21 protein-coding genes are annotated in these 21,815 nt (G+C 73.1%); 11 read left to right on the top strand and 10 right to left on the bottom strand.

Going from position 1 to position 21,815, the window contains the following annotated elements; all coding sequences use genetic code 11:
• Positions 1–36 precede the first annotated feature (36 nt).
• Together LBW97_RS08365 and LBW97_RS08370 are read left to right on the top strand one after the other, a co-directional pair.
• A complete protein-coding gene (locus tag LBW97_RS08365) occupies positions 37–1,632 on the top strand; it encodes a 4-coumarate--CoA ligase family protein (RefSeq protein WP_224498936.1) in 1,596 nt (531 codons plus the stop codon).
• 109 nt (positions 1,633–1,741) lie between these two features.
• Positions 1,742–2,728: an NAD(P)H-quinone oxidoreductase gene (locus LBW97_RS08370; RefSeq protein ID WP_224498937.1), complete on the top strand. Its 987-nt coding sequence runs from the start codon at positions 1,742–1,744 to the stop codon at positions 2,726–2,728.
• A 90-nt stretch (positions 2,729–2,818) separates the two neighbouring features.
• Here LBW97_RS08370 and LBW97_RS08375 read toward each other — a convergent pair whose 3' ends face one another.
• Positions 2,819–4,042, bottom strand: a complete 1,224-nt coding sequence (locus tag LBW97_RS08375) for a cysteine desulfurase-like protein (protein WP_224498938.1) — start codon at positions 4,040–4,042, stop codon at positions 2,819–2,821.
• A gap of 109 nt (positions 4,043–4,151) precedes the next feature.
• Between LBW97_RS08375 and LBW97_RS08380 the strand changes: the two genes are divergently transcribed.
• Both LBW97_RS08380 and LBW97_RS08385 read left to right on the top strand, forming a co-directional pair.
• Positions 4,152–4,688: a bacterial proteasome activator family protein gene (locus tag LBW97_RS08380; protein ID WP_224498939.1), complete on the top strand. Its 537-nt coding sequence runs from the start codon at positions 4,152–4,154 to the stop codon at positions 4,686–4,688.
• Positions 4,689–4,813: 125 nt separating this feature from the next.
• Positions 4,814–5,083 carry a DUF4190 domain-containing protein gene (locus LBW97_RS08385; protein WP_224498940.1) on the top strand — a complete coding sequence of 90 codons (270 nt, stop codon included), beginning with the start codon at positions 4,814–4,816 and terminating at the stop codon, positions 5,081–5,083.
• Positions 5,084–5,156: 73 nt separating this feature from the next.
• Here the strand turns inward: LBW97_RS08385 and LBW97_RS08390 are convergent, their stop codons facing one another.
• The 5 genes from LBW97_RS08390 to serS form a co-directional block, all read right to left on the bottom strand.
• Positions 5,157–6,788 carry a methyl-accepting chemotaxis protein gene (locus LBW97_RS08390; protein WP_224498941.1) on the bottom strand — a complete coding sequence of 544 codons (1,632 nt, stop codon included), beginning with the start codon at positions 6,786–6,788 and terminating at the stop codon, positions 5,157–5,159.
• A 250-nt stretch (positions 6,789–7,038) separates the two neighbouring features.
• Positions 7,039–8,691 carry a methyl-accepting chemotaxis protein gene (locus tag LBW97_RS08395; RefSeq protein ID WP_224498942.1) on the bottom strand — a complete coding sequence of 551 codons (1,653 nt, stop codon included), beginning with the start codon at positions 8,689–8,691 and terminating at the stop codon, positions 7,039–7,041.
• 76 nt (positions 8,692–8,767) lie between these two features.
• Complete coding sequence (locus LBW97_RS08400; RefSeq protein WP_224498943.1) at positions 8,768–9,577, bottom strand: HAD family hydrolase; 810 nt, start codon at positions 9,575–9,577, stop codon at positions 8,768–8,770.
• Between the two features lie 5 nt (positions 9,578–9,582).
• Positions 9,583–10,494, bottom strand: coding sequence for an HAD family hydrolase (locus tag LBW97_RS08405; RefSeq protein WP_224498944.1), 912 nt, complete (start codon positions 10,492–10,494; stop codon positions 9,583–9,585).
• Complete coding sequence (gene serS / locus LBW97_RS08410) at positions 10,491–11,786, bottom strand: serine--tRNA ligase (RefSeq protein WP_224498945.1); 1,296 nt, start codon at positions 11,784–11,786, stop codon at positions 10,491–10,493. Before serS ends, LBW97_RS08405 begins: the two co-directional genes overlap by 4 nt.
• A 149-nt stretch (positions 11,787–11,935) precedes the next feature.
• On the opposite strand from serS, the gene LBW97_RS08415 reads away from it, so the two are divergent.
• The 4 genes from LBW97_RS08415 (at position 11,936) to LBW97_RS08430 (ending at position 14,503) form a co-directional block, all read left to right on the top strand.
• Positions 11,936–13,366: a GuaB1 family IMP dehydrogenase-related protein gene (locus LBW97_RS08415; protein WP_224498946.1), complete on the top strand. Its 1,431-nt coding sequence runs from the start codon at positions 11,936–11,938 to the stop codon at positions 13,364–13,366.
• Positions 13,367–13,376: 10 nt separating this feature from the next.
• Positions 13,377–13,724, top strand: coding sequence for a metallopeptidase family protein (locus tag LBW97_RS08420; protein ID WP_224498947.1), 348 nt, complete (start codon positions 13,377–13,379; stop codon positions 13,722–13,724).
• Between the two features lie 135 nt (positions 13,725–13,859).
• A complete protein-coding gene (locus LBW97_RS08425) occupies positions 13,860–14,147 on the top strand; it encodes a hypothetical protein (RefSeq protein WP_224498948.1) in 288 nt (95 codons plus the stop codon).
• Positions 14,148–14,173: 26 nt separating this feature from the next.
• A complete protein-coding gene (locus tag LBW97_RS08430) occupies positions 14,174–14,503 on the top strand; it encodes a co-chaperone GroES (protein ID WP_224498949.1) in 330 nt (109 codons plus the stop codon).
• An 80-nt stretch (positions 14,504–14,583) separates the two neighbouring features.
• On the opposite strand, the gene LBW97_RS08435 is transcribed toward LBW97_RS08430, so the two are convergent.
• Positions 14,584–15,051 (bottom strand): MarR family winged helix-turn-helix transcriptional regulator, encoded by a 468-nt coding sequence (locus tag LBW97_RS08435; RefSeq protein WP_224498950.1) that lies wholly within the window; start codon positions 15,049–15,051, stop codon positions 14,584–14,586.
• Positions 15,052–15,129: 78 nt separating this feature from the next.
• Between LBW97_RS08435 and LBW97_RS08440 the strand changes: the two genes are divergently transcribed.
• Complete coding sequence (locus LBW97_RS08440; protein WP_224498951.1) at positions 15,130–17,253, top strand: MMPL family transporter; 2,124 nt, start codon at positions 15,130–15,132, stop codon at positions 17,251–17,253.
• On the opposite strand, the gene LBW97_RS08445 is transcribed toward LBW97_RS08440, so the two are convergent.
• Complete coding sequence (locus tag LBW97_RS08445; protein ID WP_224498952.1) at positions 17,254–17,679, bottom strand: hypothetical protein; 426 nt, start codon at positions 17,677–17,679, stop codon at positions 17,254–17,256.
• 66 nt (positions 17,680–17,745) lie between these two features.
• Here LBW97_RS08445 and LBW97_RS08450 point away from each other — a divergent pair, with 66 nt between their 5' ends.
• The gene (locus LBW97_RS08450; RefSeq protein ID WP_224498953.1) at positions 17,746–18,624 is read left to right on the top strand and encodes a ketopantoate reductase family protein; all 879 of its coding nucleotides are present in this window, start codon (positions 17,746–17,748) and stop codon (positions 18,622–18,624) included.
• A 2-nt stretch (positions 18,625–18,626) separates the two neighbouring features.
• On the opposite strand, the gene LBW97_RS08455 is transcribed toward LBW97_RS08450, so the two are convergent.
• Complete coding sequence (locus LBW97_RS08455) at positions 18,627–18,983, bottom strand: hypothetical protein (RefSeq protein ID WP_224498954.1); 357 nt, start codon at positions 18,981–18,983, stop codon at positions 18,627–18,629.
• 73 nt (positions 18,984–19,056) lie between these two features.
• On the bottom strand, positions 19,057–20,004 hold the full coding sequence (gene pheA, locus LBW97_RS08460; protein ID WP_224498955.1) for a prephenate dehydratase: 948 nt from the start codon (positions 20,002–20,004) through the stop codon (positions 19,057–19,059).
• 110 nt (positions 20,005–20,114) lie between these two features.
• Here pheA and LBW97_RS08465 point away from each other — a divergent pair, with 110 nt between their 5' ends.
• Entirely contained in the window at positions 20,115–21,800 is a 1,686-nt protein-coding gene (locus LBW97_RS08465) for a diguanylate cyclase (protein ID WP_224498956.1), read from the top strand.
• The last annotated feature ends 15 nt before the right edge of the window (positions 21,801–21,815 follow it).

The following is a 21,815-nucleotide window of genomic DNA, read 5'->3' on the forward strand; positions in this document are numbered from 1 at the left end:
CTACGGCCACACACCCGTTCCTAGGAGGTTCCACCTGTGTCGCTGGCCAGCCTGTATCCCGACGTCGAGATCCCGAACGTCTCGGTCCCGGAGTTCGTCCTGGCCGCTGGCAAGGAACGTCCGGACGCTCCTGCCCTGATCGACGGTCTCAAGGGTGACGTGATCACCCACGGCCAGCTGGCCCAGTACGTCGACCGGGTCGCGGCCAACCTGCACGCCCGCGGGCTGCGCAAGGGCGACGTCGTCGCCGTCTTCTGCCCGAACACCCCGTGGTTCCCGGTGGTCTTCCACGGCATCGCGGCCGCCGGCTGCGTGATGAGCCCGATCAACTCGCTCTACACGCCCGACGAGATCGCGTTCCAGCTCAAGGACTCCGGCGCCAAGATCCTCATCACGATCTCGCTGTTCATGGACCGGGCACAGGCCGCGGTCGAGAAGTCCCCGGTCGACGAGGTCATCGTCCTCGACGGCTTCGAGGGCAAGGCGAACCTCTTCGACCTCCTGGGCGCCGACGCCCCCAGCGTCACGGTCGACATCGACCCCGCCAACGACCTGGTCACGCTGCCCTACTCCAGCGGCACCACGGGCCTGCCCAAGGGCGTGATGCTGACCCACCGCAACCTGGTGGCCAACGTCGCGCAGTGCCTGCCGCTGCTCAAGACCGGCGCCGACGAGAAGATCATCGCCGTCCTGCCGTTCTTCCACATCTACGGCCTGACCGTGCTGATGAACCAGGGCCTGGCCCTGGGCGGCGCCGTGGTGACCCTCCCCCGGTTCGATCTCGAGGACTTCCTCCGCACGATCCAGGACCACAAGATCACCCGCGCCTTCGTCGCGCCCCCCATCCTGCTGGCGATGGCCAAGCACCCGCTGGTCGACAACTACGACCTCTCCTCGCTGACGTCGATCCTGTCGGGTGCCGCTCCCCTGGACGAGCAGCTCGCACTGTCGGCCCAGAGCCGGCTGCGCAAGGGCGCCGACACCGGCGTCGTCGTGGGCCAGGGCTACGGCATGACCGAGCTCTCGCCGGTCTCGCACACCAGCCCCGACGTCGACGCGCAGCCCCCGGGCGTCTCCATCGAGATCCCGAAGGGCTCGGTGGGCTTCGCCATCCCCAACACCGAGTGCCGGCTCATCGACCCGGCCACGGGCGAGGACGCCGCCCCCGGCGAGCGCGGCGAGCTCTGGGTGCGCGGCCCGCAGGTCATGAAGGGCTACCTCAACAACGAGGAGGCCACGCGGTCCACCCTCGACGACGAGGGCTGGCTGCACACCGGTGACGTCGCGATCGTCGACGAGAACGGCTGCTACACCGTCGTCGACCGCGTCAAGGAGCTGATCAAGTACAAGGGCTACCAGGTGGCCCCGGCCGAGCTCGAGGCCGTGCTGATCAACCACCCGGAGATCGCCGACGCCGCCGTCATCGGCGTCCCGGACAAGGAGAGCGGCGAGGAGCTGCCCAAGGCGTTCCTCGTCCGCGCGCCGGGCTCGGAGATCACCGAGGACGACGTCAAGGCCTACATGGCCGAGAAGGTCGCCCCGCACAAGAAGATCCGCTTCGTCGAGTTCATCGAGGCGGTGCCGAAGTCCGCGGCCGGCAAGATCCTGCGCAAGGACCTCAAGGCCCGCTGAGCAAGGACCCCGCTGCCCCCCACCGCTCGCGAGCTCGCGGCGGGCCCCTGCACCGGGGCCCGCCGTGGGCGGGCGGTGGGGAGCGGACGGTCACCCTAAGGTCGTCGGCATGCGTGCGGTGACGATCAACGAGCCCGGGAGCCCCGACGTCCTGAGCTGGGCGGAGGTGCCCGACCCGGTCTGCGGTCCCGGCGAGGTGATCGTCGACGTCGCCGCCACCGCGGTGAACCGCGCCGACCTGCTGCAGCGCCAGGGCTTCTACCCGCCGCCCAAGGGCGCGAGCGAGATCCTCGGCCTGGAGTGCAGCGGGATCATCAGCGAGATCGGCGAGGGCGTCACCGGCTGGTCGGTCGGCGACGAGGTGTGCGCGCTGCTCTCGGGAGGCGGCTACGCCGAGCGGGTCGCCGTTCCGGCCGGGCAGCTGCTGCCCAAGCCGGCCGGCGTGGAGCTCGCCACCGCGGCGGCGCTGCCCGAGGTCGTCTGCACCGTGTGGTCCAACGTCTTCCTGCTGGCGAACCTGCGGCCCGGGGAGACGTTCCTCGTGCACGGCGGCTCCAGCGGCATCGGCACGATGGCGATCCAGCTGGCGAAGCGGGCCGGTGCCCGCGTGGCGACCACCGCCGGCACGCAGGCCAAGCTCGACTTCTGCCGCGAGCTGGGCGCCGACGTGCTCGTCAACTACCGCGACGAGGACTTCGTCGAGCGCGTGAAGACCGAGACCGGGGGCGCCGATGTCGTCCTGGACAACATGGGCGCCAAGTACCTGGGACGCAACGTCGACGTCCTGACCACGGGCGGCCGGCTGGTCGTCATCGGCATGCAGGGCGGCACGAAGGCCGAGCTGGACCTCGGCAAGCTGCTGGGCAAGCGGGCGGCCGTGCACGCGACGACGCTGCGCTCCCGTCCGGCCACCGGTCGCGGGGGCAAGGCCGAGATCGTCGCCGCCGTCCTGCACGACGTCTGGCCCGACGTCGAGCGCGGGGTCCTACGGCCGATCGTGGACCGCCGGCTGCCCATGTCGCGCGCCGCCGAGGCCCACCGCGTCGTCGAGGCCAGCGAGCACATCGGGAAGGTCCTGCTGCTCCCCGCCGACTGAGCGCGAGCGATGTGCGCCCAGGGCGCGTCAACGGCCCCCTAACCCGCCACCAGCGCACATCGCTCCCGCAGGGGGGTCAGCGAGGGCCCGTCAGCGGGAGCGGAGCGCCGCCACCGCGTCGATGATGCGGCCCACCTCGTCGCCGGTGTTGTAGTGCATGAGGCCCAGCCGCACCGCTCCGCCGGTCTCGTTCACCCCGAGGGCGTCGAACAGCTCGCGGGCGTAGAAGTCGCCGTCCCAGGCGCAGACCCCCGCACGGGCGAGCTCGGCGGCCACCTGCCGCGGCCGCATGCCGTCGACGGTGAACGAGAGCGTCGGCGTGCTGCGCTCGGGGCGGCCGATCACCTGCACGTGCCGCATCACGCGCAGCGCCTGGTCCATCCACTCGAAGAGGTCGCCCTCGTGCCGGGCGACGGCGGCCATCGAGGCCCGCAGCCGCTCGCGGCGGGATCCGGCCGCCTCGCCGCAGAGCGCGGCCAGGTGGTCGACGGCGGCGGTCACGCCCGCGAACAGCTCGAAGGGCGGCGTGCCGGTCTCGAAGCGCTCCGGAACCTTGTCCGACGACGGCGCCAGCTTGTCGGGGCGCAGGTACTCGAGCAGCTCTGGGTCGGCGACCACCGCCCCGACGTGCGGGCCGCACCACTTGTAGGCCGAGACGGCCAGGAAGTCCGCGCCGAGCGAACGCTTGTCGAGGAACAGGTGCGGAGCGGCGTGGACGGCGTCGACGTAGACCAGCGCGCCGACCGCGTGCGCCTGGGCGGCGATCCCGGCGACGTCCGGCCGGGTGCCCAGCGCGTTGCTGGCCGCGGTCACCGCCACCAGGCGGGTGCGTGAGGTGATCAGGTCGGCGTACTGCCACGCGGGCAGCTCGCCGGTCTCGATGTCCACCTCGGCCCAGCGCACCTCGGCGCCCACCGCGGCGGCCAGCTGCACCCAGGGGCGGACGTTGGCGTCGTGGTCCAGCCGGCTGACGACGATCTCGTCCCCGGGCCGCCACGTGCGGGCCAGCGCGCGGGCGAAGGCGTAGGTCAGGGTGGTCATGTTCGCCCCGAGCACCACGCCGCCCGGTCGGCCACCCACCAGGTCGGCGACGGCGGCCCGCGCTCCGCTGACCAGCGCCTCGGAACGCCCGGAAGCGGGGAAGACGCCGCCACGGTTGGCCACCGGCATCCGCATCGCCGTGCCGACCGCGTGCGCGACGGTCTCGGGGACCAGCGAACCGGCCGGGCCGTCGGCGTGCACGTACCCGTCGGCGAGGGCCGGGAAGAGGCCGCGCACGCGCGCGACGTCCAGCCCCCCCGGCCCGTTCGACATGGCCGCACCCTAGTTCCTGCGACGGCTGGTCACGCGCTGTGGCCGGACGTGTTCGCCGGAGTCCTCCGGCCCGCCGCACGCCGTCCCCGGCACCGTGCAGGATGGAGGCATGACTGCACCGGAGAATCCCCACCAGGTCGTCGTGGTCGGGCCCGACGGCTCCCCGCTGGGTGCCGTGCCCATGCCGCAGGCGGGCGAGCAGGACGGCGACGGCGCCCTGCACGTCGGCGAGCTGGTGGAGCAGCCGGCGAAGGTCATGCGGATCGGCACGATGATCAAGCAGCTGCTCGAGGAGGTGCGGGCGGCGCCGCTGGACGACGCCAGCCGCAACCGGCTGCGCGACATCCACGCGTCGTCCATCCGCGAGCTGGAGCAGGGCCTGGCGCCGGAGCTGCGCGAGGAGCTGGAGCGGATCACGCTGCCGTTCAGCGAGGACCAGACGCCGTCGGACGCCGAGCTGCGGATTGCCCAGGCCCAGCTGGTGGGCTGGCTGGAGGGCGTCTTCCACGGCATCCAGACGGCGCTGTTCGCCCAGCAGATGGCAGCCCGGGCCCAGCTGGAGGAGATGCGCCGCAAGGCCCTGCCCGGTGGGCAGCAGCCCGCGCCGGCGCAGGACTTCCGCCCCGGCGGCGGGCAGTACCTGTAGGACGCGATCCAAAGGGAACCAGCCGGTTCCCCTGACCGGGTGAACCATGATCGACTCGGAGCTCGACGGGGCATCTCCCGAGGCCTGAGGCCGGGATCGCCCGGCCCTATCCCGGGAGGACCCCCGTGACCACTCAGCAGTCGAGCACCGCGCCCGTGAAGAGCCAGAACGGCCTGGCGATCGCTTCGCTCATCACCGGCATCGTGGGCGTCGTCTTCGCCTTCCTGTTCGCAATCATCGGCCTCGCCCTCGGCATCGTGAGCGTCGCGCTGGGTGCGGTGGCCCGCCGCAACGGCAACCGGAGCGGGCAGGCGACCGCCGGCCTGGTGCTCGGCGTCGTGGCCATCGTCGGCGCGATCGTGAACATGGTGATCGCCTACAACATGCTCACCTGATCCGACCGACGACGTGCTGGAACGGCCCCGCTGCAGGGACCCGGTGCGAGCGCCAGGGGGCACGGGTCCTTTCTCAGATGCGGAAGCGGCTGACCGCGTCCTGCAGCTCGCCGCTCATCCGGGCCAGCTCGGACGCCGCACGCTGCGCCTCCTCGACCCGCTGGGTCGTCTCCGCGGTCCCGGCAGCCAGCCCCGAGATGGACGCGGCGATGCCCTGCGACCCCTGGGCCGCCTCGGCCACGTTGCGGTTCATCTCGTTCGTCGTCGCCGTCTGCTCCTCGACCGCCGCGGCGATCGTGGTCTGGAAGTCGGCGATCTCGCCGATGACCGTGCTGATCCTGCTGATCGCGTCCACGGCCCCCGCGGTGTCGCCCTGGATGGCCTCGACCCGCTTGGAGATGTCCTCGGTTGCCCGCGCCGTCTCCTGCGCCAGCTCCTTGACCTCCGAGGCGACGACGGCGAAGCCCTTGCCGGCCTCCCCGGCCCGCGCCGCCTCGATCGTGGCGTTCAGCGCCAGCAGGTTCGTCTGCTCGGCGATGCCGTTGATCAGCTTGATGACCGTGGCGATCTCCGCCGACGAGTCACCCAGCTTGCCGACGGTGCGGGTGGTCTCCTCGGCGACGTCGACGGCCTGGCTGGCGACCCGGCTGGCCTCGCTGGCGTTCTGCGAGATCTCCCGGATCGCGGACTCCATCTGCGAGGAGCCGGTCGCCACGGTGTCCACGCTCGCAGCGACCGCGCCGGCGGAGGCGACGACCTCGTCGGCCTGCCCGGCCGCGATCTGCGCGTTCTGGCGCATGCCCTCGGCCGCGCCGTCCAGCTGCTGCGAGGCGGCCGCCAGGCGGGTCGAGGAGTCGCTGACCAGCGTCAGCACGGTGCCGATCGAGTCCAGCGTCTCGTCCAGCGAGGCCGCCATGTCCTCGAGCTCACCACCGCCGGTGCGGCCGGCGCGCACCGTCAGGTCGCCCGCGGCCACCTGGCCCAGCACCTCGCGGATCCGCTGCACGGGCCGGATGACGCCCTGCGCGATCACCATGGCGAGGACGAGGGAGACAACGAGGCCGACGCCGATGATCGTGAAGGTGATGGTGCGGGCCGACTCGTAGGCATCCTGGGCCTCCGCCGCGGTGGCGGCAGCGAACTCGTCGGCGGCGGCAGCGGCAGCCGCGATCGTCTCGTTCGCCTGCTGCTCGAACGCGGTCAGCTTCGGCAGGAGCGTCTGCAGCGCTGCGGGGTTGGTGGCCACCGCGGCATACAGCTCCTCGAGCGTGCTCAGGTAGCCGGCGGTGGCCTCCTCGAAGCCGATGAAGGCCGCCATGACCTCGGCGCCGAGCGACGCATTCTCCAGCGTCGCCATCTGCTCCTGCAGGGCAGCGGAGGTGCTCTCGATGCTCTGCTGGGTGGCCGCCCGGGTCGCCGCGTCCAGGGTCTCCAGGCCGATCAGCAACCGGTAGTACCGCAGCTGCCACCAGGTCACCTCGAGCGACTTGAGCTGCTCGAGTGGCACGGTGCCCTGCTCGTAGGCCTCGGTGGCCTTGTCGCTGAGCGCCGACATCCGGGAGACGCCCACAGCGCCGACCGCGACGGTGGTCAGCGCGACCACGAGGATCGCGGCGAGGAGCCTGCCGCGGAGACCGATGCGGCTGAACGTCCCGCGGGCGCGGTCGGTGGCGTCGTGCTCGTCCTGGTTCGCGTGGCCGTCCATGCCGGCTCCCTGTCGTCGGCGTGCGCCGGTCTCGTACCGACGTCTCCAACTAGATGTCGGACGACCGATCGTTCGCTGTAGTCGATACAACGACCCGGGCTGCCAATCCCGCTGCGGGAACCAGGCACAAATGACCAACGGCGGGGAGCCACCCGGAGGTGACTCCCCGCCGTGGTGACGGGCTGGAACCGGCCCCGCTGCAGGGACCCGGTGCGAGCATGCGAGCGCCGGGGGGCAGCGGGGCCCTTCTTCAGATGCGGAAGCGGTTGACCGCGTCCTGGAGCTCGCCGCTCATCCGGGCCAGCTCGGTGGCCGCGCGCTGCGACTCCTCGACCCGCTGGTTGGTCTCCGCCGTCCCGGCCGCGAGGCCGGTGATGGCGGCCGCGATGCCCTGCGAGCCCTGAGCGGCCTCGGCGACGTTGCGGTTCATCTCGTTCGTCGTCGCCGTCTGCTCCTCGACCGCCGCGGCGATGGTCGCCTGGAAGTCGTTGATCTCGCCGATGACCGTGCTGATCCTGCTGATCGCGTCCACGGCGCCGGCGGTGTCGCCCTGGATGGCCTCGACCCGCTTGGAGATGTCCTCGGTCGCCCGCGCCGTCTCCTGCGCCAGCTCCTTGACCTCCGAGGCGACGACGGCGAAGCCCTTGCCGGCCTCCCCGGCTCGCGCCGCCTCGATCGTGGCGTTCAGCGCCAGCAGGTTCGTCTGCTCGGCGATGCCGTTGATCAGCTTGATGACGGTGGCGATCTCCGCGGAGGAGTCGCCCAGCTTGCCGACGGTGCGGGTGGTCTCCTCGGCGACGTCGACGGCCTGGCTGGCGACCCGGCTGGCCTCGCTGGCGTTCTGCGAGATCTCCCGGATCGCGGACTCCATCTGCGAGGAGCCGGTGGCCACGGTGTCGACGCTGGAGGCGACCGCGCCGGCGGAGGCGACGACCTCGTCGGCCTGCCCGGCCGCGATCTGCGCGTTCTGGCGCATGCCCTCGGCCGCGCCGCTGAGCTGCTGGGAGGCGGCCGCGAGGCGCGTGGAGGAGTCGCTGACCAGGGTCAGGACGTTGCCGATGGAGTCCAGCGTCTCGTCCAGCGAGGCGGCCATGTCGTCCAGCTCGGCACCGCCGGTGCGGCCGGCGCGGACGCTGAGGTCACCGGCGGCGACCTGGCCCAGCACCTCCCGGATGCGCTGCACCGGGCCGGTCACGCCGCGAGCGACGAGGAAGGCGAGCACGACCGCGACACCGAGGCCGACCGCCATGATCACGATCGCCAGGGTGCGGGCGGACTCGTAGGCGTCCTTCGCCTCGGCGACGGTGGCCTGCGCGGCCTCGGTGGCGGCGGTGGTGGCGGTGAGCAGCGACTCGCCGATCACGGCCTCGAGCTCGTTCATCTGCTTCAGGGTGGGCGCCATCTGCGCCAGGGCCGACGGGCCGGTGGCCGTCATCTGGACCAGCTGGGCCAGCAGGCCCTGGTAGGCCTCGATGCTGGTGGCGAACTCACCGAAGGCGGCCCGCGCCTCGCCGGAGAGCTCCATCTCGCCGACGGTAGCGATGTGCTCGTTCATGAGGGCGACGGTCTCGGTCGCCTTCTTCTGGTTGGTCTGACGGGTCTCGGGCGGCAGGGTCGTCACGTTGGCCCGGGCGAAGTACGCCGAGTAGGCCCACCAGTCCGACTGCAGCTGCCGCAGGCCGTCGACGGGCACCGTGCCCCCGTCGTAGACCTTCTGTGCCTGGTCACTGAGGGTCGACATCCGGTTGATGCTGAACACACCGACCGCGACGGTGCTCAGGGCGACGACGAGGATCGCCCCGAGCAGGCGCGTGCGCAGGCCCACGCCGGACAACCCGCGGCGCGCCCCGCCCTCGTCGGCACGGTCCTCGGACCGCACCCCTGTCTCGTACGCCTGCTCCATGCCTGCCTGCTCTCCTGTACCGGTTTCCAACTACTCCCGGCTGTTCTCGGCAGGCAGCGGCCGGAGTTGACCCTGATCAGCTCCGCAGCGAGGCGAGGAAGGCCGCGACGCCCTCGTCGTCGTTCCCACCTGTCACATCCGTCGCAACGGCGAGCAGGTCGGCGTGCGCGTGCGCCATGGCCACCGCCCGGCCGCCGCCGGCGCGAACCCACTCGAAGGCGGCGATGTCGTTGGGCATGTCCCCGAAGACGACGACGTCCTCCGGGCCCACCCCGTACCGGGCGGCGACCTTCGCCAGGCCGCTGGCCTTGGTGACGCCGGGCGCGGAGATCTCGGCCAGGGCGTCGGTGGAGGAGTTGGTGACCGTCCCGCGGTCCCCGACGACGTCCTCGACCAGGCGGACGAAGTCGTCCCGGGTCATCGACTCGTGGCGGGCGAGCAGCTTCGCGGCCGGCGTCGCCGTGACCTCCTCCAGTGAGGCGGCCGCGACACCGGGGGCGTCGACGTCCCAGCGCGGGCGGTACACCGGCTCGTGCCGGAACTCCCAGCCGTACTCGACGGCGAACCACATGCTCGGCCGGTGCGCGCGGAGCCCGGCGGTGATCGCCTGCAGCGCAGCCGGCTCCAGCGGGTCCTCGTCGAGGATCTCCATCGGCTCCAGGTCGAGCAGCACCGCCCCGTTGCAGCAGACGGCGGTGCCGTAGCGGAGCACCTCGCGGATGCCGTGCATCCAGCGCGGCGGACGGCCGGTGGCCGGCACCACGGGCACCCCGCGCTCGCGCCACAGCTCCAGCTCGGCGACCGTGTCGGAGCTGACCGACTCGTCGGAGCGCAGCAGCGTGCCGTCCATGTCGCTGGCGATCAGCCGGGGCAACCAGTCAGACATCGCGCTCAGACATCGAGGATCGCCTCCAGGTAGCGGGCGACACCGTCGGCGTCGTGGCCGCTGGTGACGCCCTGCACGACGGCCCGCACGTCGGGGTGCGCGTTGGCCATCGCGATCGCCCGCCCGCCGGCCGCGGCGACCGCGGTGAGCATGGGCAGGTCGTTGGGCATGTCGCCGAACACCAGGACGTCGCCCAGGTCGACGCCGTACCGCTCCAGCGCCACAGCCAGGCCGGTCGCCTTGGTCACGCCGGGCGGGAGGACCTCGATGAACCCGAGACCGGCATGGGTGACCTCGGCGTCGGCCGGGTCGACCACGCTCCTCGCCCGCGCGAGCAGCTCGTCCTGGCCCAGCGTCGAGGACCGCAGGAACGCCTTGAGCACCGGCCCCGGGGGCAGCACCTCGTCGCGCGCCAGCACCTGGGCGGCCTCGGGGTAGGGCCACTCGAAGCCGTGCTGCACCCGCAGCCGGGCGTCCTGCGCCTCCCCCTGCTCCGCGGCGTCCTCGACCGCGAGGATCAGGTCGCCGGCGACCTCCTCGATCTGCCGGATCACCCGCTCGGCCTGCTCGCGCGGGAGGGCCACCGCCCGCAGCACCTCGTCACGCTCCAGGTCGACGACGAAGCCGCCCTGGGAGAGGGCGGCGATGCCGCGGCCGTCGAGGGCGTCGCGGACGCTGTCGAGCAGCCGGGGCCCGCGGCCGGTCACGCCGACCACCGGGATGCCGGCGTCCCAGCAGGCGCTGAGCGCCTTGCGCGTGCGCGGGGAGACCACGCCCGCGGAGTCGAGCAGCGTGCCGTCGAGGTCGGTGGCGACGAGCTCGGGCCGCCAGCTGCCCAGATCCCCGAGTTCGATCACTCGATCGGAATCGGGCAGGACGTCGTACGCCTTGAGCGCGCGCGGCCGCTCCTGGCTCATGCGGGGGGCACCGGCGCCGCCAGCGTCATACCGGGCGTGATCGCCTCGATGCCGCCGAGCCACGGGCGCAGCGCCACCGGCACGTGCACCGAGCCGTCGGCGCGCTGGTGCACCTCGAGCAGGCAGGCGATCGTGCGGGCGATGGCGCAGAGCGTGCCGTTGAGCGTGGCCGCCGTCTGCGTCTTCCCGTCGTCGTCGCGGTACCGGATGTTGAGCCGGCGGGCCTGGAAGGTGGTGCAGTCCGAGGTCGAGGTGAGCTCGCGGTAGGTGCCCTGGGTGGGGAACCAGGCCTCGATGTCGTACTTGCGGGTGGCGCTGGTGCCCAGGTCGCCCGCGGCGATGTCGACGACGCGGTAGGGCAGCTCGAGGGCTGCGAGGAACTCCTCCTCCCACGCGAGCAGCCGCAGGTGCTCGGCCTCGGTGTCCTCGGGACGGGCGAAGCTGAACATCTCGACCTTGTCGAACCAGTGCACGCGGATGATGCCGCGGGTGTCCTTGCCGTAGGAGCCGGCCTCGCGGCGGAAGCAGGACGACCAGCCGGCGTAGCGCTTCGGCCCGTTCGAGAGGTCCAGCACCTCGCCGGAGTGCATGCCGGCGAGCGCGACCTCCGACGTCCCGACGAGGTACAGGTCGTCGCGCTCGATCCGGTAGACCTCCTCGTCGTGCTCGCCGAGGAAGCCGGTGCCCTCCATGGCCTCCGGGCGCACCAGCGCCGGGGCGATCACCGGGGTGAACCCGGCGGCGACGGCGCGGCTGATGGCGAGCTGGGCGAGCGCGAACTCCAGCAGCGCGCCGGGGCCGGTGAGGAAGTAGAAGCGGGAGCCGGACACCTTGGCGCCGCGCTCCATGTCGATGGCGCCGAGCAGCTCGCCGATCTCGATGTGGTCGCGCACCTCGAAGTCGTAGGTGGGCACCTCGCCGACGGTGCGGATGGTGACCGCGTCGTCCTCACCGCCGGGCGGCACCTCCGGGGCGACGACGTTCGGGATCTTCGTGTGCGCCGCGCGCAGGGCGGCGTCGGCGGCGCGCTGGGCCTCCTCGGCCTCCTTGACCTCGGCGGCGAGCGCCTTGGCCCGCTCGAGCACCGCCGGACGCTCCTCCGGGGTGGCCTTCTTGACCGCCTGCGAGGCGGTCTTCTGCTCCGCGCGCAGGTCGTCACCGCGCCGGACCGCCTCGCGCCGGGCGGTGTCGGCGGCGAGGAGGGAGTCGACCAGGGACTCGTCCGCTCCCCGGGCACGCTGGCTGGCACGGACGAGCTCGGGGTTCTCGCGGAGGAGTCGCAGGTCGATCACCGTGCGATTTTGTCACCCTCCGGGCGACACCGCGGCCAGCGGTCGTTCCCCAGCGGCGACGAGCGCGTCCGGGCTCCGCGCCGGGAACCCTCCGGGCCCGCCTGCGCACAGCCCCACGCATGCGACCTCGCGTCAGGGACACTGGTGTCATGCGGTTTCTCGAGGGCTCCCGTCCGGCGCACGACCTGACGTACTCCGACGTCTTCATGGTGCCGGCGCACTCCACGGTCGGGTCCCGGCTCGAGGTCGACCTGACCACGCCGGACCGGGTCGGCACGACCATCCCCATCGTCGTCGCCAACATGACCGCGATCTCCGGCCGGCGCATGGCCGAGACCGTCGCCCGCCGCGGCGGCCTGGCGGTGCTGCCGCAGGACATCCCGGCCGACGTCGTCGCCGAGGTCGTCTCCTGGGTCAAGACCCGGCACCCGGTCTACGACACCCCGATCACCCTCTCCCCCACCTCCACCGTGGGCGAGGCGCTGTCGCTGCTGACCAAGCGCGCGCACGGGATCGTCGTGGTGGTCGAGGGCGGCTCCCCCGTCGGCGTCGTCACCGACGGGCAGTGCCGGGGCGTCGACCGGTTCACCCAGCTGTCCGAGGTGATGACCCGGCAGCCGCTGACCATCCCCGAGGGCACCGAGCTGCCGAAGATCTTCGACGTCCTCTCCGACGAGCGGGTCAGCGCGGCCCCCGTGGTGGACGGCGACCGACTGGTCGGCGTCATCACGAAGAAGGGCGCGCTGCGCTCGGCGATCTACACGCCGGCGACGAACGCTGACGGGCACCTGCTGACCTCGGCCGCCGTCGGCATCAACGGCGACGTCGCCGGCAAGGCGTCGGCCTTGCTCGCCGCCGGTGTGGACGTGCTGGTGGTCGACACCGCGCACGGGCACCAGGAGAAGGCGATCGAGGCCGTGCGCGCGGTGCGGGAGGTGGCCGGCTCGACGCCGGTCGTCGCCGGCAACGTGGTGACCGCGCAGGGCACCCGCGACCTGATCGAGGCCGGTGCCGACGTCGTCAAGGTCGGCGTGGGCCCCGGCGCCATGTGCACCACCCGGATGATGACCGGCGTCGGGCGCCCGCAGTTCTCCGCCGTCGAGGAGTGCGCCGCCGAGGCACGGTCGCTGGGCAAGCAGGTCTGGGCCGACGGCGGCGTGCGGCATCCGCGCGACATCGCCCTCGCGCTGGCCGCGGGCGCGGCGAACGTGATGGTCGGCTCCTGGTTCGCCGGCACCTACGAGAGCGCCGGCGACGCGCACCTCGACGGCGACCGGCTCTACAAGGAGTCCTTCGGCATGGCCTCGGCCCGCGCGGTCAAGGCCCGGACGGCCACCCAGAGCGGCTTCGAGCGGGCGCGCGCCGGGCTGTTCGAGGAGGGCATCTCGTCGTCCCGGATGTACCTGGACCCCGCCCGCCCCGGCGTGGAGGACCTGATCGACCAGATCGTGGCCGGCGTGCGGTCCTCGTGCACCTACGCGGGCGCGCGCACCGTGGACGAGCTGCACGAGCGGGCCGTGCTGGGCGTGCAGAGCTCGGCGGGCTACGAAGAGGGCCGGCCGCTGCCGACCAGCTGGTGAAGGCCGGCGGGTGAAGGCACTGCCGCTGCCGGTCTTCGAGGGGCTCGTCGCCGACGCGCTCGACGAGGTGCCGGCCGAGCTGATGAAGCTCCTGGACAACGTCGTCGTCCTGGTCGAGGACCGGAACCCCGAGGAGCCCGAGCTGCTCGGGCTCTACGAGGGCTACGCGCTGACCGAGCGCGGCTGGGAGTACGGCGGGGCGCTGCCGGACCGGATCATGATCTACCGCGAGGCGATCTGCGACATCTGCGAGACCGCCGAGGAGGTCGTCGAGGAGGTCACGATCACCGTCGTCCACGAGATCGCGCACCACTTCGGCATCGAGGAGGACCGCCTCCACGAGCTCGGCTGGGGCTGAGCGACGGGGGTTCAGCCGCGGGCGGACGTACAGCCGAGCCATGACGCGGCAGCACGTCAGGTGGAGCGGCTGGAAGGCTGAGCCGGGGCCACAATGGCCATTTCGGCCCTGCGGGGGCGGCGATAGCGTCCGGTCATGAGCGACGACGTCGAGGTGAGCGCCCTCGCCATCAACGTGACGATCCCGGAGCACCTCCGCTGGACCGACACCCGGCGGGGTGACGAGTTCCGGTTGATGACGCTCAACGTGCGACTGCTCCCGGACGGGTCGCTGGCCGCCAAGGCCTACGGCCGGCCCACCGCCGGTGGGCGCGGGGCGTACGTCTCCTTCGCCGTCCCCGACCGGCCGGAGCTCGCCTCGCTGGTGGCGGCCGCGGCCGACCGCGCGGGCTCGCTGTGGGCCGCCCACCGCGGGCTGGGCTGAGGGCGCTACCGGTAGCGTCGATCGACGTGCCCGAGGACAACGCCGGCAAGCTGCCGATCAAGATGCTGCATGACCGCATCCTCGTGGCGCTCCGAAAAGAGGACGGCGACCGGCGCTCCAGCGGCGGCATCCTCATCCCCGCGACGGCTCAGGTGACCAAGCGGCTGGTGTGGGGCGAGGCGAAGGGCGTCGGGCCGAGCGTGCGCCAGGTCAAGCTCGGCGACCAGGTGCTCTTCTCACCCGAGGACCAGCACGAGGTCGAGGTGCACGGCGAGGACCTGATCATCCTGCGCGAGCGCGACGTGCACGCCGTCGCCGCCGAGCGCATCGAGGAATCGACCGGCCTCTACCTCTGAGGCGCGGCGCCGCTCGCCATTGCGCGGCCATCCACCTTCCTCGCGCCGCCAGGGGTGGATGTGCGCGCAACGACCGCGGCTCACGCTCCGTCGGGCTCCGCGCGGTTGTGCCGGGTGATCACGGCGGTCATGTCCTCGAGCCAGCGGCGGACGACGGCCAGCTCGTCGTCGGTGTAGCCCTCCATCGCCCCGGTGAGGTCGCGCGCGAGCCCGCCGAAGTGCTCACCACCGGCGGCCAGCGCGGTCTCCGACATCTCCAGCACGACGCGCCGCCGGTCCTCGGCGTCCCGCGTCCGGCGCAGGTGGCCCACCTTCTCCAGCCGGTCGACCAGCGCCGTGACCGACGCCGAGCGCAGGTCGACGGCCTCCCCCAGCCGCCCGGCGGTGAGCGCCTCGCCGCGGCGGGCGGCGTCCATGACCGCCACCAGCGCCCGGACGTCGGTGCGGTTCAACCCGTGGAGGTCGGCGAATCGGGTGGTCACTGCATCCAGCTCGACGTTCAGCCGGCGAAGGAGCAGTGCCAGTTCACGGGCGCTCTCGTGGGACACGCAGCTCCTCCGTTCGCGTTCGAAGCATCGTCACAGTAACCTCTCGACGATCGAGATAATCGACTCTCAAGGGAAATCATGCCTCGCCGCACCTCCGTCCTCCGCTGGCTCCTCCCGGCGGTCGTCGCCCTGATCTGGCTGGGGCTCGCCGCACCCCTGGGCGGCTTCAGCGGAAAGCTGAGCTCGGTCCAGGAGAACGACTCGACGGCGTTCCTGCCCGACAGCGCCGAGTCGACGCGGGTGACCGAGCTCCAGCGCGAGTTCGCCACCGAGCGCAGCCTTCCGGTGATCCTGCTCTGGGAGAGCGAGGACGGCCCGCTCGACCAGGAGCAGCTCGCGGCGATCGGCGAGCGCACCGACGAGGCGCTGCGGATCACCGAGGACGCCCTGTCCGGCGAGGCCTCCCCGCCCATCCCCTCCCAGGACGGCGAAGCCGCCCAGGTCGTGCTGCCGTTCAGCCCGGATCTGGGCGACGAGCTGGGCGTCGTGATCGGCGAGCTGCGCGACCTGGAGGCGGTCGACGGGACGACGGAGTACGTCACCGGGCCGGGCGCGACCTTCTCCGACTTCGCCGAGGGCTTCTCCGGCATCGACGGCCTGCTGCTCCTCGCGGCGTTCGGCGTCGTCCTGGTCATCCTGCTCGTCGTCTACCGCAGCCCACTCCTGCCGCTGCTGGTCATCGGCACCGCCGCCATGGCGCTCGTCGCCTCGACCGCGGTCGCCTACTTCCTGGCCCGCGAGGGCTGGATCGCGGTCAACGGGCAGAGCCAGGGGATCGCCTCGATCCTCGTCGTCGGCGCGGCCACCGACTACGGCCTGCTGCTGGTCGCCCGCTACCGCGAGGAGCTGCGCGAGGAGGAGTCGCGCTTCACCGCGATGCGGATCGCGCTCAAGCAGTCCTGGGAGCCGATCGTCGCCTCCGGCGCCACGGTCATCCTCGGCGTGCTGTGCCTGCTCTTCTCCGACCTGGGCAGCAACCGCGGCCTCGGCCCGATCTCCGCGGTGAGCATCGCCTTCGCCATGCTGGCCGCGCTCACCTTCCTGCCCGCCGTCCTGGTGCTCTTCGGCCGCGCGGCGTTCTGGCCCTTCCGCCCGAAGTTCGGCTCCGAGCAGGCGCACGGCCGGGGCTGGGAGCGGGTGGCGACGTCGGTCGGCCGCCGTCCGGGCCGCGTCCTGGTGGGCAGCCTCGGCCTGCTCGCCGTCCTCGCCGTCTTCGCGCCGACCATCGACGCGGAGGGCATCGCGCTCTCCGACGCCGTCCGCGGCGGCTCACCCTCCGGCGTCGGGCAGGAGGCGCTGGCGCGGCACTTCGACGCCGGCAGCGCCGCGCCCGCGGTCATCATCACCCCGGCCGACGGCTGGGAGGACGTCGCCGACGCGGCCGGACAGGTGGACGGCGTCAGCGACGTCACCCCCTTCACCGGCCAGGGCCGCCCCGGACAGCCCGGCGAGCCGGCCGAGGTGGACGGACTGGTCCGTCTCGACGCCACGCTCACCGACGCCCCCGACAGCCCGGCGGCCCAGGGCACCGTCGCCGAGCTGCGGACGGCGGTCAGCGACGTCGATGCCGACACACTGGTGGGCGGCTCGACGGCGAGCGACCTGGACACCCAGGACACCGCCGCCCGCGACCTGCTGGTGATCGTGCCGCTGGTGCTCCTGGTGATCACCGTCGTCCTGGCGCTGCTGCTGCGGGCGCTCGTCGCGCCGGTGCTGCTGGTCGCCACCGTCGCGGTGAGCGTGCTCTCCACCGTCGGCGTCGGCGCCCTGGTGTTCGAGCACCTCTTCCAGTTCCCGGGCAGCGACCCACAGGTGCTGCTGATCGGGTTCGTCTTCCTGGTGGCGCTGGGAATCGACTACAACATCTTCCTGATGACCCGCGCCCGCGAGGAGTCGATGCGGCACGGCACTCGGGACGGCGTGCTGCGGGCGCTGGCCGTCACCGGCGGGGTCATCACCAGCGCCGGGCTGGTGCTGGCCGCCACCTTCGGCGCGCTCACCGTGCTGCCGCTGGTGATCCTCACCCAGCTCGGGTTCCTGGTCGGCTTCGGCGTCCTGCTGGACACCTTCGTCGTCCGGTCGCTGCTCGTGCCGGCGCTGGTGCACCTGCTCGGCGACAGGATCTGGTGGCCGAGCAAGCTCGCGAAGGGGCCTGCCGGGCAGCCCCGGGAAAGGGAGCTCAGCGGCGCGACGACGAGCTGATCAGCAGCCCAGGCCGTCCTCGGTGTCACCGACGTTGATGCAGTCCAGCACGCCGACGAAGCTCTGCCGCTGGTCGGCGGTGAGCCCGCCGGGCTCGAAGCGGACCACGATCCAGCCGGACTTGTAGGCCTCGCCCGCGAACCGGCGGGCGATGGCGACGGCGTCGGCGTGGTCGTCGAACCGGTACATCGTGAGGGTGTCCGAGGTGACGGCCTGGCTGCAGGGCAGGTCGTCGGTGCAGAGCTCGTCGGTGGCCCAGCGGGCGCCGGGCATCATCTCCCGGTCCCAGGCGTCGTCGACCTCCGCCCACGCGGCGAGGTCGATGGTCTTCCGGCCGTCGTAGTTCGTCACGAAGGTCGCCGCCAGCACGATCCCCGCGCCGACGAGGGCGCCGATCAGGAGCAGCAGCGGGCGCGAGCGGGTCATGCGGCACAGCGTCGGGCTGCCGCACCGCCCGCGCAAGCACCGCCACCCGGGAGGGAGGATGCGGCCATGACCTCCTTGCGCATCGCCGTGCTCGGACCCGGCGGCGTCGGCGGGATGCTCGCCGTCCTCCTCGCCCGGCAGGGGCACACGGTCACCTGCCTGGCCCGCCCGGGGACGGCGAAGCACCTCGACGAGCACGGCCTCCGCCTGTCCAGCGCCCGGTTCGGCGAGCTGGCCGCCGAGGTCGGCGGCGCCGAGCGCCTGACCGGCCCGGTCGACGTCCTGCTCGTCACGACGAAGGCCACCTCGCTGGACGAGGCGCTGGAGCGCGTTCCCGCCGACGTGCTGGGCCACGCCGTCGTCGTGCCGCTGCTCAACGGCGTCGAGCACCTGACGGCGCTCCGCGAGCGCTATCCCGCCGCCCGCGTGGTTGCCGGGACCATCCGGGTGTTCGCGTCCCGTCCCGAGCCGGGTGTGATCCGGCACGACGGGCAGTTGGTCGCCGTCCAGCTGGCGCCCGGGGGCGAGGAGCTGGCCGATGCCCTCACCGCAGCCGGGGTCGACGCCGCCGTCCGCGCCGACGAGGCCGGTCTGCTGTGGGACAAGCTCTGCTTCCTCGCGCCGATGGCGCTGCTGACCACCCGGGCCGGGACGCCGCTGGGCCCGGTGCGCGACCAGCACGGCGACGAGCTCACCGCCGTGATCACCGAGGTGGCGGCCGTCGCGGAGGCCGAGGGCGCCGCGTCCGACCCGGCGGCCACCCGCGACTTCACCTGGTCGCTCCCGGACGGCATGCGCTCGTCGATGGAGCGGGACTCCGACGAGGGGAACCCGACGGAGCTGGAGGCCATCGGCGGCGCCGTCCTGCGGGCCGCGGACCGGCACGGCGTCGACGTCCCTGTCACCCGGGCGATCGTCGAGGAGCTGCGCGCCCGCCTCGGCTGAGCTCAGGCGGCGGTGAACACCCAGACCAGCAGCGCCGAGCCCAGGACCACCCAGACCAGCGGCACCCGGTTCACCCACCGGGCAGCGGCCAGGCTGCGCTTGGCGAAGAGCACCCACGCGATGACCGTCGTGACGAGGACGACCAGCGGATAGCCCGCCCAGACGTAGAACAGCAGCACCGCGAGCAGCGATCCGGAGCTCCCCGCCCCCATCGCGCCCGCGATGACGATCCCGAACCACGGGACCAGGAACAGCAGGTAGACGCCCTGCAGCACGCCCAGCTCGACCGCCGCGCGACGACGCGCCGCCGGGTCGACCGGCAGGCCGGGGGGCAGGGACGTGCTGGGAAAGGCGGTCACGGCGGCGGAGCGTAGCGACGGAACCGTGCTCGCGGGGCTTTCCCCGCAGGCGACCCGCGATCGGGGGACGCGCTCAGAGGTCGCCGGCGCGCAGCCGGGCCAGCCACCCCTCGGCCTCGGCGAACGCGGCGTCGGCCGACTCCGCGGGCACCGGCCGGTTCTCCCGGTCGTCGGCGCGCGGATAGGAGCCGAGGAACCGGACGTCGTCGCAGATCCGGTGCAGCGCAGCCAGCGCCTCCCCCACCCGCGGTTCGGCGACGTGGCCCTCGCAGTCCATCGAGAAGGAGTAGACCCCGAGGCGCTGCCGGGTGGGCCGCGACTCGATGCGGGTCAGGCTGATGTCGCGGACGGCGAACTCGCGCAGCAGGTCGAGCAGGGCGCCGGTGCGGTCCCCCACGACGGCGACCAGCGACGTCTTGTCGTTGCCGGTGGGCGCGGGCAGCGGGCCGGGGCGCTCGACGACCACGAACCGGGTGACGGCGCCGGCGTTGTCGGCGACGTCGTCGACCAGGCAGTCCAGCCCGTAGCGCGCGGCCGCGATCGCCGCACACACCGCCGCGTCCACCTCGCCCGCGGCCACCGCCGCCGCGGCCGCCGCCGTCGACGTCATCGGCAGCGGGGGGACGTCGGGCAGCAGCTCGGCCAGCCGCCGGCCGGTCTGGGCCAGCGCGTGCGGATGGCTGCCCAGCGTGCGGACGTCGGACAACGCCGTCCCCGGCCGGACCGCGAGCACGAACGCGACCTCGAGGAAGACCTCGCGGGTGATGACGAGGGGCTCGCCGTCGGCCAGCCCGTCCATCGTGGCGGGCACCGAGCCCTCGACCGAGTTCTCCAGCGGGACGAGCGCGGCGTCGGCCTCACCCGACCGGACGGCGGCCAGCGCCGCGGCCACACTCGGCCGGGGGGAACGGACTCCCTCGGTCGACGTAATCGCCCTGCTCAGAGCCGCTTCGGCGAAGGTACCCTCGGGCCCGAGATAGACGAACCGCGTCGGAGACGTGCTGGGTGGCTTCCCGGGCATCCGACGAGGGTAGTGCGCACGGGACGAGGCGCACGCCCCACCCGGCAGACCGACCTCGACACCGGCACATCCGGCCAGAATCGGCCGCCGACCCGCGAGTGGAGGAGCAGGTGACCACCGGCCCGGCCCGCGTCGCCCCTGGCGTCCTCCAAGCCGCGCTCTGGCGTCTGCTCGACCTGAGCGACGCCGAGGACGCGGGCCCGTTCGTGGACCTGCTCGACGAGTCCGACGCCGCCTTCGCCGACGCCGACGAGCCCGCCTGGACGGCATGGCGGCACGCGCTGGCCGCCCGGCGCGCCCAGCTCGTCGGCGACCACGACGTCGCCGCCGACGAGGTGGCCGCCGCCCGCGACCTGCTCGACCGCTGCCCGGTGTCCTCGGAGACGGCGCTGCTGATGGCGTACCTCGCCCACGTCGAGGTGACCGCCGACCACCTCGACCACGCCATGCTGCTGGCCGTCGACGCCAGCCTGCTCACCGACGGCCAGGCCGCCCAGCCCTCCCGGGCGCTGCTCCAGGCGCACCGCTGGCTGTCGCTCACGCTCTCCGGGCTGGACCTGGAGGAGCTGGCGGTCGCCCACGCCGCCCTCGGCCACCAGGTCGCCGCCGCGCTCCCCGATGTCACCGACCACGGGCGGCTGCTGCTGCTCTCGGCCCGTCAGCACGTGGAGCTCGCCCAGACGCTGCGCCGACGCGGCGACTCCGAGCGCGCCCAGGAGCTCGCCGGCGAGGCGCTCGTCCGCGCCTCGGCGGCCCGCGAGCTGGACTGGGAGCCGGAGCAGACCGAGGCCGACCTGCTCGACGTCGTCCAGGCGTGGGCGCTCATGTGCAGCGGCGACCTCGACGACGCGCTCGGCCCGCTGCGCCGCGTCCGCCGGTCCGTGCAGCGCGAGGCCGGGGTCTGGCTGCGCGGCTACACCGACCTCGTCCTCGCGCGGCTGCTGACCGCCGTGGCCAAGCGGGACGACGACGACCTGCTCGCCGAGGAGGCGATCGACCTGCTGGTCGACGCCTCCGGCGCGTTCGCCGCGACCGGTGACCGCCGCCGGTACCGGCAGACCCTGCTCGAGCTCGGCCAGGACTACGCCGACCTGGGCCGGCCCGCCGAGGCGCTGCACTGGCTCGAGGCCTACCGCGCCGACACCGGCCGCGCACACACCCGGGGCCGGGAGATGTGGGCGGAGATGTTCGTCCGCCGCAGCCGGCTGCGCGAGGCCGAGCGCCAGGCGGCCGTGCTGCGCCGGCACGCCCTGGAGGACCCGCTCACCGGGCTCGGCAACCGTCGCAGCGCCGAGCGCCGGCTGGGCGCGCTCAAGCTGGGGCAGGAACCGCTGTCGCTGGCCGTCGTCGACGTCGACCGGTTCAAGGAGGTCAACGACGAGGCCTCGCACACCCAGGGCGACGCCGTGCTGCGGCGGGTGGCCGACCTGCTCCGCGAGCACAGCCGCAACGGCGACGAGGTGTACCGCTGGGCCGGTGACGAGTTCCTCGTCGTGCTGCCCACCGCCGCCGAGGCCCAGGCCATGGTGATCATGGAGCGGCTCCGGGCAGCCGTCGCCGAGGCGGACTGGAGCGATCTGGCGATCTCCGATCCGGTCACCGTCAGCATCGGCGTCGCCACCGCACCGGCCGTCCCGGAGGGCCAGCCCAGCCCGTTCGTCGGCTGGCGGGCGCTCTTCGACTCCGCGGATCTGCACCTGTTCTCCGCCAAGCGCGGCGGCCGGAACCGGGTGCGCGCCCACGCTCCTCCGGACGTCGGCCCCCCGGCCGGCCTGCGCCGGGGAGAGAGCGCGTGACCTTCCCGAACGCCT

The organism is Blastococcus sp. LR1 (genome assembly GCF_020166105.1).
Taxonomy (GTDB): Bacteria; Actinomycetota; Actinomycetes; order Mycobacteriales; family Geodermatophilaceae; genus Blastococcus.

Bases quoted from the DNA above. Each gene is read 5' to 3' on its own strand.
- LBW97_RS08425 (WP_224498948.1), top strand. From the start codon at position 13,860: ATGAGCGACGACGTCGAGGTGAGCGCCCTCGCCATCAACGTGACGATC.
- LBW97_RS08370 (WP_224498937.1), top strand. From the start codon at position 1,742: ATGCGTGCGGTGACGATCAACGAGCCCGGGAGCCCCGACGTCCTGAGC.
- LBW97_RS08390 (WP_224498941.1), bottom strand. From the start codon at position 6,788: ATGGACGGCCACGCGAACCAGGACGAGCACGACGCCACCGACCGCGCC.
- LBW97_RS08405 (WP_224498944.1), bottom strand. From the start codon at position 10,494: ATGAGCCAGGAGCGGCCGCGCGCGCTCAAGGCGTACGACGTCCTGCCC.
- LBW97_RS08380 (WP_224498939.1), top strand. From the start codon at position 4,152: ATGACTGCACCGGAGAATCCCCACCAGGTCGTCGTGGTCGGGCCCGAC.
- LBW97_RS08445 (WP_224498952.1), bottom strand. From the start codon at position 17,679: ATGACCCGCTCGCGCCCGCTGCTGCTCCTGATCGGCGCCCTCGTCGGC.
- pheA (WP_224498955.1), bottom strand. From the start codon at position 20,004: ATGCCCGGGAAGCCACCCAGCACGTCTCCGACGCGGTTCGTCTATCTC.
- LBW97_RS08450 (WP_224498953.1), top strand. From the start codon at position 17,746: ATGACCTCCTTGCGCATCGCCGTGCTCGGACCCGGCGGCGTCGGCGGG.
- LBW97_RS08400 (WP_224498943.1), bottom strand. From the start codon at position 9,577: ATGTCTGACTGGTTGCCCCGGCTGATCGCCAGCGACATGGACGGCACG.
- LBW97_RS08375 (WP_224498938.1), bottom strand. From the start codon at position 4,042: ATGTCGAACGGGCCGGGGGGGCTGGACGTCGCGCGCGTGCGCGGCCTC.
- LBW97_RS08415 (WP_224498946.1), top strand. From the start codon at position 11,936: ATGCGGTTTCTCGAGGGCTCCCGTCCGGCGCACGACCTGACGTACTCC.
- LBW97_RS08395 (WP_224498942.1), bottom strand. From the start codon at position 8,691: ATGGAGCAGGCGTACGAGACAGGGGTGCGGTCCGAGGACCGTGCCGAC.
- LBW97_RS08440 (WP_224498951.1), top strand. From the start codon at position 15,130: ATGCCTCGCCGCACCTCCGTCCTCCGCTGGCTCCTCCCGGCGGTCGTC.